Origin of the sequence: Cytobacillus sp. FSL R7-0696, assembly GCF_038006865.1 — a bacterium.
In the GTDB taxonomy this organism is placed as follows: domain Bacteria; phylum Bacillota; class Bacilli; order Bacillales; family Cytobacillaceae; genus Cytobacillus; species Cytobacillus kochii.
The window spans coordinates 4,051,671-4,070,222 of record NZ_JBBOWA010000001.1; the positions used below are offsets into that span (position 1 = coordinate 4,051,671).

General features: G+C 36.2%; 15 protein-coding genes, 1 pseudogene and 2 riboswitches. Of the genes and pseudogenes, 10 read left to right on the forward strand and 6 right to left on the reverse strand.

The window, feature by feature from the left end; genetic code table 11:
- The first annotated feature begins 98 nt into the window (after positions 1-98).
- Positions 99-1,514 (forward strand): MocR-like pyridoxine biosynthesis transcription factor PdxR, encoded by a 1,416-nt coding sequence (gene pdxR / locus MKX29_RS20730; protein ID WP_341107459.1) that lies wholly within the window; start codon positions 99-101, stop codon positions 1,512-1,514.
- Positions 1,515-1,648: 134 nt separating this feature from the next.
- Here pdxR and MKX29_RS20735 read toward each other — a convergent pair whose 3' ends face one another.
- From MKX29_RS20735 to MKX29_RS20755, 6 genes and pseudogenes are all read right to left on the reverse strand, one after another.
- On the reverse strand, positions 1,649-2,434 hold the full coding sequence (locus MKX29_RS20735; protein ID WP_341107461.1) for an energy-coupling factor transporter transmembrane component T family protein: 786 nt from the start codon (positions 2,432-2,434) through the stop codon (positions 1,649-1,651).
- Entirely contained in the window at positions 2,431-3,219 is a 789-nt protein-coding gene (locus tag MKX29_RS24535) for an energy-coupling factor ABC transporter ATP-binding protein (protein ID WP_445662712.1), read from the reverse strand. The genes MKX29_RS20735 and MKX29_RS24535 overlap by 4 nt, the downstream gene beginning before the upstream one ends.
- A gap of 99 nt (positions 3,220-3,318) precedes the next feature.
- Positions 3,319-3,996 (reverse strand): annotated as a pseudogene (locus MKX29_RS24540) (ABC transporter ATP-binding protein); the annotation flags it as partial.
- A complete protein-coding gene (locus MKX29_RS20745; protein WP_341107465.1) occupies positions 3,971-4,582 on the reverse strand; it encodes an ECF transporter S component in 612 nt (203 codons plus the stop codon). The pseudogene MKX29_RS24540 and the gene MKX29_RS20745, both read right to left, overlap by 26 nt.
- On the reverse strand, positions 4,579-5,187 hold the full coding sequence (locus tag MKX29_RS20750) for a YkoF family thiamine/hydroxymethylpyrimidine-binding protein (protein ID WP_341055610.1): 609 nt from the start codon (positions 5,185-5,187) through the stop codon (positions 4,579-4,581). The genes MKX29_RS20745 and MKX29_RS20750 overlap by 4 nt, the downstream gene beginning before the upstream one ends.
- Before the next feature lie 85 nt (positions 5,188-5,272).
- A riboswitch (TPP riboswitch) is annotated at positions 5,273-5,376 on the reverse strand.
- Positions 5,377-5,582: 206 nt separating this feature from the next.
- Positions 5,583-6,152: a TetR/AcrR family transcriptional regulator gene (locus MKX29_RS20755; protein ID WP_095373690.1), complete on the reverse strand. Its 570-nt coding sequence runs from the start codon at positions 6,150-6,152 to the stop codon at positions 5,583-5,585.
- Between the two features lie 158 nt (positions 6,153-6,310).
- Here MKX29_RS20755 and MKX29_RS20760 point away from each other — a divergent pair, with 158 nt between their 5' ends.
- The 9 genes from MKX29_RS20760 (at position 6,311) to MKX29_RS20800 (ending at position 18,374) form a co-directional block, all read left to right on the forward strand.
- Entirely contained in the window at positions 6,311-8,377 is a 2,067-nt protein-coding gene (locus tag MKX29_RS20760; protein ID WP_341107467.1) for an efflux RND transporter permease subunit, read from the forward strand.
- A complete protein-coding gene (locus tag MKX29_RS20765; RefSeq protein WP_341107469.1) occupies positions 8,364-10,175 on the forward strand; it encodes a YhgE/Pip domain-containing protein in 1,812 nt (603 codons plus the stop codon). The genes MKX29_RS20760 and MKX29_RS20765 overlap by 14 nt, the downstream gene beginning before the upstream one ends.
- Before the next feature lie 284 nt (positions 10,176-10,459).
- Positions 10,460-10,644: riboswitch (cobalamin riboswitch) on the forward strand.
- Between the two features lie 200 nt (positions 10,645-10,844).
- Positions 10,845-12,512: an acyl-CoA dehydrogenase family protein gene (locus MKX29_RS20770; RefSeq protein ID WP_341107471.1), complete on the forward strand. Its 1,668-nt coding sequence runs from the start codon at positions 10,845-10,847 to the stop codon at positions 12,510-12,512.
- A 14-nt stretch (positions 12,513-12,526) separates the two neighbouring features.
- Positions 12,527-13,438, forward strand: coding sequence for an NAD(P)-dependent oxidoreductase (locus MKX29_RS20775; protein WP_341107473.1), 912 nt, complete (start codon positions 12,527-12,529; stop codon positions 13,436-13,438).
- Positions 13,435-14,892, forward strand: coding sequence for a CoA-acylating methylmalonate-semialdehyde dehydrogenase (locus MKX29_RS20780; RefSeq protein WP_341107475.1), 1,458 nt, complete (start codon positions 13,435-13,437; stop codon positions 14,890-14,892). Before MKX29_RS20775 ends, MKX29_RS20780 begins: the two co-directional genes overlap by 4 nt.
- A gap of 22 nt (positions 14,893-14,914) precedes the next feature.
- Entirely contained in the window at positions 14,915-15,961 is a 1,047-nt protein-coding gene (locus tag MKX29_RS20785) for an enoyl-CoA hydratase/isomerase family protein (protein ID WP_341107477.1), read from the forward strand.
- 388 nt (positions 15,962-16,349) lie between these two features.
- Complete coding sequence (locus tag MKX29_RS20790) at positions 16,350-16,697, forward strand: DUF2294 domain-containing protein (protein ID WP_340974967.1); 348 nt, start codon at positions 16,350-16,352, stop codon at positions 16,695-16,697.
- A 38-nt stretch (positions 16,698-16,735) separates the two neighbouring features.
- Positions 16,736-17,110, forward strand: coding sequence for a hypothetical protein (locus MKX29_RS20795; protein ID WP_224936479.1), 375 nt, complete (start codon positions 16,736-16,738; stop codon positions 17,108-17,110).
- A 139-nt stretch (positions 17,111-17,249) separates the two neighbouring features.
- Complete coding sequence (locus MKX29_RS20800; RefSeq protein ID WP_341107479.1) at positions 17,250-18,374, forward strand: NADH:flavin oxidoreductase; 1,125 nt, start codon at positions 17,250-17,252, stop codon at positions 18,372-18,374.
- Positions 18,375-18,552 lie beyond the last annotated feature (178 nt).

Genomic DNA, 18,552 nt, shown 5'->3' on the forward strand with positions numbered 1-18,552 from the left:
CATTTTTCAGATTTGTTTATTAGTATAAAAAGAAACTGATATGATTGTAAGTATCAGTTTTTGATAATTTTATAGTATCAGTTAGAGGGGGCAGTTAGATGGATTACTTAGCTTGTGAGTTGTTAAGAGACAGTGATGTGCCTTTATATGAGCAATTATATGACTATATTAAGGGCGAAATAACAGTGGGAAGATTACGAGAAGGAGATAAGCTTCCATCTAAACGAAAATTAGCCACCTTGTTAAAAATAAGTCAAAATACCATTCAAACAGCGTATGAACAGCTTGAAGCGGAAGGTTATATTGAAGTACAAGCGCGCAGAGGCTACTTTATATTACCATTAACAGACTTAGAATATATCGAAAGTAAAATGAAGAATGAAAGTTCAACAGTTGGTGTTTATCCTAAGGAACAAACAGCCATTTATGATTTTCACCCGAGCCAAATTGATACAGTTCACTTTCCATTTGATAAATGGCGAAAGTATGTGAAACAACATATTGAACCTGTTCATCAGTCCTCATTACTGCTTGGTGAAAACCAAGGGGAACTTGATTTAAGGCAGGAAATTGCGCAGTACTTATATCATTCCCGTGGTGTAACTTGCAAGCCAGAACAAATTGTAATTGGCGCAGGTGTAGAAGTTCTTTTACAACAGCTGATTTTTCTGTTTGATAAAAATACGGTCTATGGGGTGGAAGACCCAGGCTACCATTTAATGATGAAGATACTACATAATTACGGATATGAAGTGTATCCACTGTTAGTGGATAGACAAGGAGTCGACATCCACGCCATAAAAAAATCGCCTATAGATATCCTGTATACGACGCCTTCACACCATTTCCCTTATGGAACCGTTTTACCGATTCAACGAAGACAACAATTGTTGAATTGGGCAGCAGAGAAGAATGATCGCTACATTATTGAAGATGATTATGACAGCGAGTTTCGCTATAACGGAAAAACGATACCGTCTCTGCAAAGCATGGACAGAGGGGAAAAGGTTATTTATTTAGGCTCTTTTTCTAAATCTTTTATTCCATCATTGCGCATTAGTTATATGGTTTTGCCGAAACCCCTTGTTAAATCTTATAAAGAAAAATTATCTTTTTATCATTGCACGGTTTCGAGAATAGACCAAAATGCCTTAAGTGGATTTATGAAAGACGGAGAGTTTGAAAAGCATTTAAACCGGATGAAAAAAGTTTATAGAAGAAAGGTAGAAATAGTTCTAAACGTACTCAAGTCCTTTCCGCAATTAGAAGTTATGGGAGAAAGCTCTGGATTACATGTCGTATTGATTGTCAAGAACGGAATGAATGAAAGCGAACTCGTAGCACGCGCAAAAAGAGAGCGCTTGAAAATTTATCCATTATCTAATTACTCCATAATTAGAAGAGAGGATAAAGAACCGCAAATCATATTAGGCTTTGCAGGTATTCGTGAAGAACAATTGAAACACAGCTTGAAGGCATTGTTCAAAGCATGGGGAATGGATGATATTGATTAGATATATCTTGCTTGACTTAAGAAGAAATAATTACAAACAAGTACAATAAGTTAATCAACAACGAACAAATTCTTAATCATATAACTGAACTTGTTCGTTGTTAATATTACTTAGAAAGATTGAAGGAAGTAAAGTTAGGGCATAATCCGATGGCCAAATATGTTAAGGGTGCCCAATCGATAAGAGACGTAATAGGCGATTATTAAAATGATAAGCATGATGATAATAAATAGGTAATCAGTGGCCTTGATTTTCATTACAGTATAATAGGTTCGATCTTTTGACCCTGTAAAACCTTTTGATTCCATTGCAATTGCGACTCTTTCAGCCTTCCGAATGGCACCAGCTAATAGGGGAATAAAATATTGTCTCATATGTTCCACGCGATTTCTCCATCCTTTCGCACGACCAAGGCCCCGAATACGATGAGCTTTCTTTAACAAGTCTAATTCGTGTTTGAAGGTTGGAACAAAGCGATACCCAGCCAAAATACCATAAGTTAACTTAGGTGAAAGGCGAACTTGCTGCATTAAACTTAACATAAACTTTGTTGGATCAGTTGTAAAAGCAAAGAGTAAAGATAACCCTATAAAACACAATGACCTTAGTGCTAAACTCATACTAACTATAATGCTACCCATCCTGATATCAAAAGAATAGAACGAAAAAACAATAGGACCAGTTGCGTACTTATCATCCGTATATAGCATTGTCATCCAAGCTAATCCGAGCGCAAAAAAGGACATCGGTATAAAGTAAAACAACCATTTCTTTATGTTCAGTTTACTGAAGAAAAAGGTAAGTATCAGGATATAAATAAACATAATCGCTGGTGTAATAATATCAAAGGAAAAGCTCAACAGAATGGCAGGTAAGATAACCGTAATAGCTTTCATGGTTGGATTTAATGAGTGTATCATATTGTCATCTCTTCATTGATCAACCGTAAGCGGTAAGGTATCCTTAATCTGGCTTTTTCTAGAAGCTCAGTTTTTCGCCAAAGTGCTTTAGGTGTACCATCATAAACGATCTTTCCTTGTTGCATGACCAAGACATTATTACAGTATGAATCAACTAAATCCATGTCATGTGTAACGAAAACGATGGTTACCCCTTTATCATTTAGGTGCGTGACTATACGCATAAATTGAGAGGTCGTATAGGCATCTTGTCCAAATGTTGGTTCATCGAATAGAAGTAAATCTGGTTTGGAATGTAACATTGTTGCTACACTCAGCCTTCTTTTTTGGCCACCACTTAATGAAAATGGGTTTTTCCACTTATCAGATAAGAGATCAAAGTCGGTTAATAAATGATGAGCCATTCTTTCTGTTTCTACTCTAGAATAGCCACGTAGCTTGATACCAAAACACACTTCATCGTATACAGTTTGGTTAATAAATTGATGCTCAGGATTTTGAAATACATAGCCCATATTCTTATACAATTCGTTTTCATACCAATTACTTAATGGAGTGTTTAAAAAATCGATTGAGCCTGAGACGGGCTTAATTAATTTGGCTATTAACTGTAATAACGTAGATTTACCAGCACCATTTTCGCCAACTATTGCGCAAAAGTCCCCTTTTTTGATTGAAAAGGAAAGTTCATTTAGGATTTGCTTATTTTTATAGTTGAATTGTATATCTTTAAGATTGACGATTACTTTTGTACTTTCTTTCTCACTTGATGGTCGAATAGGCATTTTTCTATTTTCATACCTTTTAGGTACTCTTATACGATTCTTCGTCAACTTATGTAAATGATTTTGAAAACCTTCCTTCGGCGTACTATCTAAAAGTAATTCTCCTTTGTTATTAAGCGCAACCAACCGATGAGCGTATGGTTCCCAGTCATCGATTTCGTGTTCAATTACAAGCAAACCAAATCTTTGTTGTTTTTGAATCTTAATAATTGTCTCGATAAACTCGAGGCTAGATATCGGATCTAAATTTGCTGTAGGTTCATCTAAAATTAAATATTGAGGGTCCATTAAAAGGATAGAAGCTAGCGCAACCTTTTGTTTTTGTCCTCCTGAAAGATGGTGAATGTTATGTTTCATATATTGTGATAATCCTACAATATCTAGCACATGTTCTATTCTTTGTTTCATTTGGCATCTGGGAATAGACAAGTTTTCTAACACAAATGCTAATTCATCTTCTACACGAACCATGCAAAACTGACTTTCTGGATCTTGAAAGACAATGCCTATTTCTTGGTTTATTACTCCTTTAGGGTAGGAGGAGATATTTCTCCCTTTATATAAAAGGTCCCCTGAAGTAAAACCATCAATCGCCTCAGGATATAGACCATTTAAACATAGTGTAAGTGTACTTTTGCCAGAACCACTTGCTCCAAGTAATAAAGTCACTTCCTCTGCATATAACTTACAGCTTACATTATCTACAGAAGGTTCATCGTGTTTATCAAAGGAAAATGAGAAAGAGTCTAGTTCAAAAATTGGTTGATGATTTTTCATGCCTTGCTATTACCTCCTTCCCAATCGGGTACCCATTTAACACACCAGTTTTCGCTAGTTGATCCGCTAACATTTTTCCTAAATAACCAGCAATGATGGCTCCACTTAAGAGACGTATAACAAACATTGTCATAATAAGCCAGGATTCATAGGCATGAAAACCTGATACAAAGAAATGGTAAGGAAAACTAATAAATGCTGCGCTAACACCTGAGAAAACGAGAATTCGAGGTTGGTAATTTTTCCATTTTGTCAGTGCAAAAGCGATTTCCGCCCCTAACCCTTGCACCATCCCTGAAAGAATTAAAGTGGGTCCAGATGTTGAGCCGACAAGTACTTCGGTAATAGCAGCAATGGTTTCTGCTGTAAAAGCAACGCCTGGCTTTCTGATAATGTAAGCAGCTATTATTGATACAATAAACCATATGCCATAAATCAATTCATAACCAATGGGTCCAAATCCAAACGGGGTAAGGATGGCAACAAGAACTTTACCGACCCCAAAAAAACCTAAATAAATAAAGCCAAATACTACACCCAGGACTGACATGAGAACAATATCTTTTAGACGCCATGATTTTGTCATGAGACTTTCACTTCTTTAGCTTTTCCAGTAGGGCTGTTAGCTGATAATGTGAATGTCATTGTCACATGAGATACATCTTGCTTGGTCTGATCGAAAACGTTCTGTAACAAGTTAAAAATATCATTCACCTTGCCATCAAGCCTTGTGGCATAATGGCTATGGCTTACGTTTACTTCAGTCTCCTTGGACCAATCAATTTGCTCATAAATTTTTTCCATATAATCTTCCCTCCCTAAGGGATAGAGGGCAAATTTACAACCTGCAAGCTGGTCTATTTCTTTTGTATAGTCCTTGTTCAAGGCAATGTCAGTTTCGTCCATGTATACATCTGCTGCTGAATCTCCTGGACAACCAATCGAAAAGGTACCACTCATAGCGATGTGTTCTCCTGTTTTAGCTGCGTGTAAAAAGATTGCCCTCACTACATCAAAAACATGAATTTGCTTACCACGGATACAAGTAGATACATCATCAGTTTCAGCCCACACCTTTGACATGTTCACTTCTTTAAGGGCAAATAAGATGATGTCCACATACCTCTCACTCATTGCAGAAAGCGTAAACTGACAACCTACGATACTACTTGTTCCACATAATTGATTCATATAAAAATCTCCTTTTAACATTTTTTGAACAAAAAAACTGCACCCCGATGGAATGCAGTTTGGCTATGCAGAAAAAAAGAGAATACACTGACCAACTGCACTTCCCCACGCTAGTATTATCTAGATCGGGTTATAAGGGTCAGGCACTTGCCTTCTCAGCCATTAAATATAGCTCCCCTAGCGCATTCGATATATTTATTTGTTCGTCTATCCTATCATAAGCAAAAAATCATTATCTGTAAACCAATACTTGTCAATTGATAATGTAGTAGCGATAAATACAATATATTAATTGATACGTAAAATGATGCAAATGAGTAGGGGAGACAACTTAAATTCCAATAGAGTAGAGGTGAATAAAATATTGATGTGAAGAATGTTGATATATTCGCATCCTATTTAGAATGAAGAATAACCCGATTACTTATTTCAGTAATAATGGTTGTCATTTCTTCCGGAGATTCTTTCATCCCGTTCATTAACCATTTTTCAATTACATAAATACATCCACTAATTACAAAGTAAATCATATATTTTGATTTATCTAGATTTATGACCTGCTGTTCTTCCTTTAAACTATTAATAATGATTGATTGTGCAGTATCAATTACTCTCGTTTGAAAAGCTTTGTTACCATGGTCACTAAATAAAACAAGAAAATCGGCACTACGTTTATAAACATAATCTAATAAATACTTTGTCATTGCAAAAGTTTCATTTGTCTCATTATGGTTGTACTGTTTTAAAGTGACTTGTAATTCTAACAAAATCTCATCTTCAATATGCTGGAGTAAATCAAATTGATCACGATAATGACTATAAAAAGTAGAACGATTGATATCTGCTTTTTGACATAATTCTTTAATGGTAATGGAGGAGATTACTTTTTCTCTTAATAATTCCATTAAACTTTCCTTTAACACCATACGAGTATATTGTTTCCGACGATCCAATTTTTTGTTCATCATACAAACCCTCACTTTTTTAAAGAAATCCAACAAAGTACGCTTAAATGTTGGATGTTAAACATTTTTTACACAACTGTTTGTTGTTTATCTAACACAGTGGTATGTATAATGTTACTGTAAAAGAATTTCAACATCAAGAAGTGGGGAAACCAATAATGATTGAGTTTATTATTCGTTATAAAAAATCTGTAACAATCATTTTCTTTTTGTTATCAGTGCTTTCTGCTATTGGCTTTCTGTTTGTGAATGTTAATTATAATATGAAAGATTATATCCCAGCAGAAGCTGAATCTACCGTTGCTTTAGAAGTGATGGAAGAGGAGTTTACTAGTGGCATTCCAAATACAAGCGTAATGGTTGAGAATGTAACAATCCAAGAAGCGCTCGTTATCAAAGAGAAATTAAATAAGGTTCAAGGTGTAACTGATGTGATGTGGTTAGATGATGCGATGGACATAAGAACACCAATAGAAACCGGAGACCAAGGCACAATAGAAAATTACTACAAAAATAATCACGCTCTTTATTCTGTCACCATTGAGAGTGGCAAAGAGGTCGAAGCAACAGAAGATATATATCAAATAATTGGTGAGAAGGGATCACTTATTGGCGAAGCTGCAAATACAGCTACGCAGCAGAAAATGACAGGGCAAGAAACGTTACTCGCTGCAGGGATACTTATTCCCATTATTATCATTATACTAGTTCTCTCGACAAACTCTTGGGTCGAACCGCTCTTGTTCTTAACGGCTATCGGTGTATCGGTAATTATTAATTTAGGGAGTAATGTTTTTATAGGAGAAGTGTCCTTTGTGACACAATCAGTCGCACCAATTTTGCAGTTAGCTGTTTCCTTGGATTACGCTATCTTTTTATTACATAGTTTTCAAGATTATCGTAAACGAGGGCATGAGCCAAATGAAGCTATGAAACTAGCTATGAAAGAATCGTTTAGTGTCATTGCCTCGAGCGCATCTACAACTCTATTTGGATTTATTGCATTATTGTTTATGGATTTTGAGATTGGATCAGACCTAGGTTTAAACCTTGTTAAAGGAATAATTTTAAGTTTTATAAGTGTGATGGTATTCCTTCCAGCACTTACATTATTATTCCATCATTGGATTGAAAAAACACAGCACAAATCATTAATACCAAATTTTAAAGGTATTGGAAAAAAAACATTAAAGTTAAGGTTTCCGGTCTTGATTTTCGTCTTACTTCTCGTTATACCTAGCTTTTTAGCACAAAAAGAAACCTCATTTACTTATGGAATGGGGGATCAACCTGACAGTACTAGGTTAGGGCAAGACATCCAAAAAGTAGAAGAAATATTTGGCGAATCAACCGCTGTAGTATTATTGGTACCTAATAATGAAATAGGTAAAGAAAAAGAAATGATTGCATCTATTGAAGAGGTTGACCATGTCTCAAATGTAATTGGCTACACGAATATGGTTGGTTCGACTATTCCGCAAGAATATTTAGAGGAGGAAGCAAAGGAACAATTCTTATCCAATAATTACAGTCGAATCATCATTAATACTGATGCAGGAACAGAAGGAGATATTCCTTTTCAATTAGTAGAAGAGATAAGGGAAATAGGTACTAAGTATTTTGGTAATCAAGCGTTAACTTTAGGCGAAAGTGTTGCACTTTATGATATGAAATCAACGGTTACAGAAGATAATTCTTTAGTAAATACTTTAACCGTTATCGCGGTTGGATTCGTGTTACTTGTCACATTCAAATCATTATCATTACCGATTATCTTATTATTAACAATACAATCTTCTGTTTGGATTAATCTCGCCATACCCTATTTTACCGATACGTCATTAGTATTTATTGGTTATCTCATCGTTAGCACTGTACAGCTTGCAGCAACGGTCGATTATGCCATTTTATTAACAGAGACTTATAAGCATAATCGTGGAAAACTTTCTCCAAAACAAGCGATGAGAAAAACAATTGATGAGAAATTATTTTCCATTATCGTGTCTGCCTCCATTTTATCTAGTGTCGGATTTATATTATGGCTAACTTCTTCAAATCCAATCGTCGGTTCTATTGGATTATTATTAGGTAGAGGAGCATTGCTCGCGTTTTTACTCGTTATCCTTTTTCTACCTGCATTATTATTACTATGTGATAAATTGATTCAAAAAACATCTCTACAAATGGACTTTAGTAACAAGGAGGAAAAACATGAAGATCATTAAATGGATGCTTATCACTGCTTCCCTATTTTTCTTTCCTGTGATGAATATACATGCTGAATCACAAACAGTTAAAGGCGGAATGAGTAAAGGGAAAGTAGCAAACAAAAATGAAGTGATTTATGCTAACTTGCTAGCAGACGGTAACCTAACCGAATTATATGTTGTCAATTCGTTTGAACTGATAGAACCTGGTGTGATAGAAGATTTTGGGAATTACCAAAAGGTTAAAAATCTAACTGACACATCAAAAATTAGCAAAGAAAATGATCAGATCACATTACAAGCAAAAGAAGAAAATTACTATTATCAAGGAAACTTACCAAATAACTTTGAGTTACCTTGGCGTTTTACAATAAATTATTACCTTAATAATAAAAAGGTTGAACCAGAAAATTTAGCTGGTAAATCGGGCGATATAAAAATGGAAATTGCTGTAGAAGCGAATGAAGGTAAGCGTTCTTCATTCTCTGAAAATTATATGCTGCAAATTAGCGTACCGCTGAACACTGAAAAATTCAAGGAGATAAAAGCCGAGAATGCCACTGTTGCACAATCCGGCAAAGATAAGCAGCTCACTTTTACCGTTATGCCGGAGCAGGAAGAAGTATTTACGATTGAGGCAGAAACAAATCATTTTGAAACAGAAGGTGTGCAAATATCTGCTTTACCTGCTTCACTTGCCATTGATAGCCCAGATACTGAAGAATTGACGAGTGAGTTTCACTCATTAACTGAGGCAATTGGTGACATTCATCATGGTGTCGGAGACTTAGCAATAGGAATGAATGAACTATCATCAGGCTTACGGTCTTTAGAGGGTGGGTCTGCACAATATAAAAAAGGACTAAATGAATTAAGTCAGTCTGGTAACCAATTAACAGAAGGATCAGCACAAATAAATAATACTTTATCTTTGATTAAAGATGAGATGAAACAAGCCAGTGGCGTAAGTGGTATTGGGGAACTCGAGAATGTAACAATCGATCTGCCTGAGGTAGCGGATAATCTAGAACAAGCAGCAAATGATGTAGACCAAGTAGTTGTTAATTATAATGAGGTAAAAACACAAATCAATCGTGCTCTGGAGCAGATACCAGATAACCAAATTTCAGATAAAGAGATAAATAAATTATATGAAAGTAATGCGGATAAAGAGGTAATTGATCAATTGGTAGAAACCTATAGAGGGACAAAAGCTGCTCAAGAAGTTCTACTACTAGCCAAAGATAACCTTACAGACATGGTTGAACCGCTATCAACCTTTAGTCAATCAATGAGAGAAGCAGCAGGTAACCTTCGTGCAATATCATCTAATATAGACGAATCTATTCTTCAAATTGACATTGATGAAGGGTTAAAACAATTGACATCTGGTGTTGAAGAAATGGTATCTAACTATAATCAATTCCACCAAGGGTTACTTGCTTATACAGGCGGTGTTTCTGAATTAAGTACATCATATAGTGACATCCATGAAGGAATTAGCGGTTCTCTATCTGGAGCTGAGCAACTAACCAAAGGAGCTGGCTCGCTTCATAATGGAACTGGACAATTACATGATGCAACTAAAGACATTCCTGATGAGGTGACAAAAGAAGTGGATGAAATGATATCGCAATATGATAAATCTGATTATGAGCCAATTTCTTTTGTATCAGATAAAAATAATGAAAAGTTGGAACTAGTCCAATTTGTCATCCAAACAGATAAGATTAAAATTAAAGATAACAAAGAAGATGTAAAAGAAACAAAAGATAAAGTAGGATTCTTCGAGAAACTTCTTAACTTATTTAAGTAAACTTGAAAAACACGCCACTGCAATCTAGGAGGCGTGTTTCTCTTTTTGGTGGTAAATTTATATAAACCTTTCATGTTACATCAAACGATCGGTCAAAATGAAGAATTAGGCTTTCTTCTACTCGGGTTGTAGGAGTGGATTTAATCAATGACTCTAGCTTATATTGTGGTTGGAAGAAAAATGATAAAGAGCCTAACTTTTTCATCATTTTAAGCTGAGAATACATATTCTAAAAAATAAATTGTAAATTTTCCGAAAAATTGATATATTGTTAGTGTGAAACTAAATAAGCTAAATAAACAGGTGCTTGTTCATCAAGCTTAAAAGGGAAACCGGTTAGACTCCGGTGCTGTCCCGCAACTGTATTTGCGAGCGGATTGTACATAACCACTTATTCATTATTGAATAGGGAAGGAACAAATCCGCCACGACCATAAGCCAGGAGACCTGCCTGTTTTAGCCAACATCATTACCTACGCGGATAGGGGGTGTTAAGTGCGGATAGAAGAACATGTATATTACTCAACACATGTTTATTTGTTTGTCCACTCGTTACTTAACAACTTCTTTTAACAGGAGTTGTTTTTTTTTGAAGGTGGTTTGCTTCTTGCTACTGATTTGAGCAAGCGCTCAATCAAAGGAGATGGAAAGATGTAAAGGGAGTGCACGATGGCGAAGCTAAAAAAAACGCTAGAAGAAAAGGGAGATATTTTTTCTCCTGAAGATTTTCTTGAAGAGGAACAACTCATTGCACAAACGGCAGAATTATTTATTAAGAATGAAGTGTTGCCCCAAATAGATTCATTAGAAAAAAAGAACTATGAAGTGGCTAAGAATCTGTTTCAAAAATCAGGGGAACTAGGTCTACTAGCTATTGATGTACCTGAGGATTATGGCGGGTTTGCACTTGGTAAAAAATTATCCGGGCTTATAGCTGAAAAGATAGGATACGGTGGGGCTTTTAGTGTTTCGTATAATATTCATGTAGGTGTTGGCACATTACCGTATGTTTATTTTGGTTCAGAAGCACAAAAACAAAAGTATTTACCACAACTCATCTCCGGGGATTGGATTGGTGCTTATGCCTTAACGGAAGCAGGAGCTGGATCGGACGCACTTTCACCGAAAACAAGAGCTATTTACAACAGCAAGAGTGATAGTTGGATAATAAATGGGGAAAAACAATGGATTACCAATGCTCACATAGCAAATGTGTTTGTTGTATTTTGCCAAACAAATGACGGGATGACTGCTTTTATTGTTGAAAAAGACATAGCAGGCGTATCTATTGGTGCAGAAGAAGAAAAGATGGGTATTCATGGATCATCAACAGCTACTCTTATATTGGAAGATGTCGTTGTGCCATCCGCTAATATACTAGGAGAAAAAGGAAAAGGTCATCAAGTTGCCATGAATATATTAAATCTTGCTAGATTGAAGCTAGCTTTCTCGAATATTGGCACAGCTAAACAAGCCTTCAACTTTTCTCTTAGCTATGCGAAAGAGAGACAACAATTTGATAGAGCGCTGGTTGAATTTACGTTGATACAAGAAAAATTAGCTGAAATGGTGACATCTATTTATGCAAGTGAAAGTGCCGCTTATCGCACAGCAGATATGATTGATCAAGCTCCAACAGATGAAGGAATCACCTCTTTAAAAGCATTCGCAATGGAATGTGCCATAAACAAAGTACGATGCTCTGAAATGCTTGGGCATGTAACAGATGAGGCCGTTCAAATTCACGGTGGATACGGTTATATGAGAGATTACGATGTTGAGCGACTATATAGGGATGCTCGAATCAGTCGTATCTTTGAAGGAACAAACGAAATCAATCGCTTAACCATAGCAAAAAACTTACTTCACAAACACTCATCTAAAGATATCACAATCAATACCCCTACACCATTACACCAAGATAGAAACAGCCAATTTATTGAGTTAGGAAAAGAACTGTTATCGCTGTCTTTGGAAGCGGTTTCAAATGCAAAGATTGATATAAATAGGGAACAGCAGTATGCACGTCTTTTAGCTAATATCATCACAGAACTATACACAATGGAATCGACTTATATGCGGACATCAAAACTGCAACATCGAAAACAAAATCAAAAGTGGAAAGATTTAGCGACTGATATTATATGCGAACAATGCTTTCAATATTTGAAACAACAAACGATTAGCCTGATTTCAGCAGCGATACTTGATGAAAAAGAACGATTCGTTGCATTCGCAAACATTGAAAATTACCAAATCCCACTCTACAGCAATCTGTTATTGAAAAAAAGGCAATTAGCACAAATACTTATTGATCAACCAAAATTACTGAAATGAAGGGAGCTTAAATGATGGGTGAGAAAATCGGTTTTATTGGTTTAGGGAATATGGGTTTACCGATGGCGCAAAGCTTATTATCAGAAGGCAATGAAGTGTACGGCGTCGACCTCAACAAAGATGCTGAAGCGGCATTGCTAAGGTCGGGAGGTGTGATTGGATTATCTATCAATAATATCATAAAGCAAGTAAATTTTATTTTCACAAGCTTACCATCAATGAAAGCGGTGGAAGAAATCTATTTAGGTGAGGAAGGATTGATTACAAAAGGACGGGAAGGCATTGTCCTGATTGATACAAGTACGGTTGCTCCTAGCTTGAATCAAAAATTAGCAGAAGAAGCAAAAAAGAAGAGCATTCATTTTCTTGCTGCTCCTGTCAGTGGGGGTGTAATCGGTGCTGAAAATCGTACTTTAACCATTATGGTCGGTGGTCCTAAACAAGCTTTCGAGCAATCCCAACCATTGTTAAATATTCTTGGAGAGAATATTTTTCATGTGAATGAACGAATTGAAAGCGGAACTGCAGTCAAATTAATCAATAACTTACTTATCGGTTTTTATACTGCTGGTGTAAGCGAAGCCTTAAATCTGGCAGAAAAAAGCAACATTCATTTAGCACAATTATTTGAGATGTTGAATGTGAGCTACGGCCAAAGTCGGATATATGAAAGAAACTATAAAAGTTTTATCGCGAACGAAGATTATCGTCCCGGTTTTACCTTGCAGCTATTAAATAAAGATCTTGGTTTCGCGCTTGATTTAGCCAAGGAACACGAATTGCAATTGCCAGTTAGTGAATTACTATTAAATATATACAAAAATGCTGAAAACGAGGGTTATGGTAGCCAAGATATGGCTGTTCTTTATGAAAAAGTGAAAAATGATCAAACAAAAAATGCGAAAGAAACGGGGATGAAGGAATGATTAAAACAGAAATTCCAACAATGAAAAACCATATTAATGGTGAATGGGTTGATTCAAGCAGTAAGGAAGTGGAAGCCGTACCGAACCCGGCGAATGGGACAATTATTGCTTACGTCCCCCTTTCTGGTAAAGAAGATGTTGATTTAGCTGTCAAAGCTGCTGCTGCGGTCTATCCTAAGTGGGCTGAAGTACCCGTCCCAAATAGAGCGCGTCTGCTTTACCAATATCTTCATTTGTTAAAAGAGGAAAAAGAAAACCTCGCTCAAATTATTACAGAGGAAAATGGAAAAACATTAAAGGATGCGCGTGGTGAGGTACAAAGAGGAATTGAAGTCGTTGAACTCGCAACCTCCACTCCTAATTTAATGATGGGAGATGCACTTCCTAGTATTGCCGAAGGGATAGATGGCTCAATTTGGCGCTATCCGCTTGGTGTTGTTGCTGGGATTTCTCCTTTTAACTTTCCAATGATGGTTCCTTTATGGATGTTTCCTCTGGCAATCGCCTGTGGGAATACATTTATACTGAAAGCTTCTGAAAGAACGCCGATCTTGGCTGGTAGACTCGTAGAGTTATTCTATGAGGCAGGTTTTCCTAAAGGGGTACTAAACCTTGTACATGGAGGAAAAGACGTGGTTAATCGCTTATTAGATCATCCAGAAATTCGTGCAATTTCATTTGTTGGGTCAGAGCCGGTCGCCAAACATGTTTATCAAACTGGCACCGCTCACGGAAAGAGAGTACAAGCATTAGCTGGTGCGAAAAATCACGCAGTTGTAACATCTAGTTGTCATCTAGAAAAAACGGTTCAAGGTGTTATTGGCGCAGCGTTTGGAAGTAGTGGGGAACGATGTATGGCTTGTTCTGTGGTAGCCGTTGTAGAAGATATAGCAGATGATTTTATGAACCTACTTGTAGCAGAAACGAAAAAACTTACTGTCGGGGATGGCCGGTTTGAAGAGCATTTTGTTGGACCACTCATTCGTGACACTCATAAATCCCGTGTGTTACAATATATCGCCTCAGGGGTTTCAGAGGGAGCCAATTTAATCGTAGATGGTAGGGATACAGAGACGACAGAAGATGGTTATTATGTAGGTGCAACAATATTTGACAATGTAACATCCGATATGAAAATTTGGCAAGATGAGATTTTTGCACCGGTCTTAAGTGTCGTTAGAGTAAAAACATTTGAAGATGGTATCGCCTTAACGAACCAATCAAAATTTGCCAATGGAGCTGTTATTTATACATCTAGTGGTAAAGAAGCACAAATTTTCAGGGAGAAGATTGATGCAGGTATGATTGGTGTAAATGTGAATGTACCTGCTCCTATGGCGTTTTTCTCTTTTGCTGGTAACAAATCATCATTTTATGGAGATTTAGGAACTAACGGAAAAGATGGTGTTCAATTTTATACAAGAAAGAAAGTCGTAACTGAACGTTGGTTTTAAAAAAAATGGAAGGAGAGATTGTATGACAGATGAAGTACTCTTCACAGTAAATGATAAAGGGTTAGGTGTGATTGCACTCAACCGTCCGAAAGCGCTAAACTCACTTTCTTTAGCAATGGTTCAACCACTTAAAGAAAAGTTACTGCGATGGAAAAACAATAATCACATACAGATAATTCTGATCAAAGGAGCAGGAGAAAAAGGCTTGTGTGCAGGTGGAGATATAAAAGCTTTATACGATGCCCGCTTGAATGAAAAAAATAAAAGTCTGGCAATGCAATTTTTTAAAGAGGAGTATGAATTAGATCAATTAATTTATGACTATCCAAAGCCCATTATTGCTTATCTTGATGGTATTGTAATGGGCGGGGGAGTTGGACTGACTTATGGGGCAAACTATCGTATCGTAACTGAACGGACGAAGTGGGCCATGCCTGAAATGAATATTGGCTTCTTCCCTGATGTCGGTGCAGCCTATTTCCTTAACAAAGCTCCAGGCTATATTGGCCGTTATTTAGCGTTGACGGCAGAGACGATACATGCATCTGATGTTCTCTACATAGGAGGAGCTGATTATTTCATCAAGAGTGAACAATTTAACTCCCTCTTAGAAAATCTAGAGAATATGAATTGGTTAGATGTAAATCACGATTATAACTTGAATGATTTACTCAACCAGTACGCCAACGACGAAAGCGGAGAAAGTAAGTTATCACAATTACAAGAAGAAATTGATTTGCACTTTTCTTTTCAAACATTAGAAGAGATTCTACACTCTCTTCGTGAACATCCTAGTGATTTCGCTACAACGACAAGTGATATGTTATTATCTAAATCACCTTCATCACTTAAAGTCACACTTAAGCAACTGATTGACGGTGAAGAACAATCTCTCACAACTTGCTTAGAAACAGACTTCATACTTGCTAGAAATTTTTTAAGCCATAGTGACTTTTATGAAGGTGTACGGTCAGTGGTCATTGACAAAGACCGCAATCCCCAATATGACTTTGCACAATTATCCGATTTTACATCTCAACATGTTGAGGGATTCTTTCAAAAAAAGTAAGCTAACTCTTAACGAAAATCAAATGAAACAGCAAGGGCATGAGTTTATTACCATATCAAATAGAAGAGAAAGCAATTTTTTTCTATAATATTGATATTTTTCAAGAAAGAAATTATACTTATATAAGTAATATATGGCTAATAGGTAAAGAGATTGCCTATTACTATATAATAATAGGTGAATGGTGAGATGGATAACGAGTAGCTTCTGCTGCTTTGCTATTAGCCCGCCATAAAATAGTTTATGAAAACAAACTATTTTATGGCGGGCTTATTTTATGCATAGAGAAATAGGTTTAACAAATGGTCACATGAGGACCATAAGATTACATTTTCACTATACACTTACCTTGGAAAAACTGTGACTTTATTATTGGAGGACGCTTTTAATGAATATCGAACATCAATTCAATATGATTATAAGAGAAATTCGAAAAAAACATGTAGGCAATGGACCAAGAGAAATGACTACAAAATTTACAGGCTGTTGGGCGATTACGGAAATGAAAGGGAACTTAACAAATGTCGAGAAGTTCATGATTGAATCAACGAAAGGCTACCAAGTAGTCCATGAAGCTCGAACAACCCTTATCAAACAATTATATAGCGATAAAGAAAAGGTTGAAAAACTTGAAGTACTCGTTGGTGCTCAATTAATCAATATTTTTACTGATATTGATTTGGAAAAAGATATTGCGATGACGATTTATGTTTTTGATAAACCTTTGCAAGTATAACTCTCAACTCTTTAAGATGATTAAAATTGGAAAAATAGGTGATTAAAATCGATATAAAAGAAATGTTAAATCAAGTTCCTGTTGTGAATGAAGAAGAAGGACGGTTATTATTAACTAACTTAAATACGCAAATGATTAAACTATTTCAGGAAAAGGAAATCGCAATCTATTATTCACTATTAGAGGATGTTTTGAAGATTGCAAAACATTTAAATTTAGATACGGTAATTAAATATTTCGGAATCACCCCCGTGGTGAAGGCAAATGAAAGCATGCAGTTCCAAGAGATCTTTCGTTGTCTTCACACAAAGGAAAGGAATAATAATTGGTTCTTGGATTTCTTTTCTTTATATTTAGGTGTTTCTGTTATTTATGGCTTTAAACCTGAAGAAATTAAAAGAGCTGATTCCTAATAAAGAGAAAACATTTCAATCCCTTTTGTTGAAATGTTTTTTTATGCAGTGATAAATGAATAAAATATTCTGTTAATTGAAAGCATTTTACTTGTATTTGTTATCATTCTTTGTAAAATGAAAGCAAGGAGTGATAAAGATGGTAGAAAAAACTGCAGGGCATAGTTTATTGGAAAAGGTGTCATTTGGAAATGGGCAATTAAAAAGCAGGGTAGTAATGGCACCAATGACAAGAGGGTTCTCACCAAATGGTGTACCAGATGAAAAGGTAGCACAATATTATCGCAGGAGAGCAGAAAATGGTGTAGGCCTTATTATTACTGAAGGCACAGCGATTGATCATCCATCAGCAGTTGCTGGTGAAACAATTCCCCTTTTTTATGGCGAGGATGCACTAAAAGGTTGGGCAAATGTAGTAGCTCAAGTACATGAAGCCGGCGGGAAGATTATTCCACAATTATGGCATGTTGGTGCAGCAAGAAAAGCCGGGAGTCTACCTAACATCGATTCACCGCCTGTCAGTCCTTCAGGCATCACGTTAAAAGGAAAGAAAATTGATCAGATCAAGGTACTTACAGAAGAAGATATACATGACCTAGTTGATGCGTATGCAAAGGCTGCTAAATCTGCCAAAGAGATTGGATTTGATGGCATCGAATTACACGGAGCTCACGGTTATCTAATTGATCAATTTTTCTGGGAACTGACTAATAAACGGACAGATCAGTATGGTGGAGACCTACAGGAACGCTCTACATTTGCAGCAGAGGTCGTTAAGGCATGCAGACAAAGTGTTGGTCCCGATTTTCCAATTGTTTTCCGCTATTCTCAATGGAAGGGTACAGATTACAAAGCCAAGTTAGCGAATAATAGTAAGGAGCTTGCGACCATATTATTACCTTTAGTTGAAGCGGGTGTAGATATTTTTCATTGTTCAACAAGACGCATATGGGAACCAGAATTTGTAGATGAACACCCTACATATAACTTGGCTGCTTGGACAAAGAAAATCACACAAAAACCAACAATTGCAGTTGGATCCATTGGCATTAATCGCGCATATTTAAGTAGTGAAGACAATGCACAAATCACCATTGAAAAAAATCTTAAAATTGTCGATGAAAAAATGAATGCTGGTGAATATGATTACGTGGCAATCGGTCGTGCCCTACTTGCAGATCCAGAATGGGTAACTAAGTTAAAAGATGGGGCACTTGATCAGGTGAAAATTTATACAAAAGAAGCAGAAGGCACCCTCTATTAATAGGAAATTATTTTAAAAACCGATTAAAATAAGAATCGGTTTTTTTCCCGTTGTTTCTTTCCTCCATAAAGGAGGGCCTTATGTAGCAAGATTGAGTTGTAATGTAGAGACGAATCGAAAAGATATTTTCTTATAATTATTGGTATGAATGTCGAATGTCTTTACTTCATTTCATTCT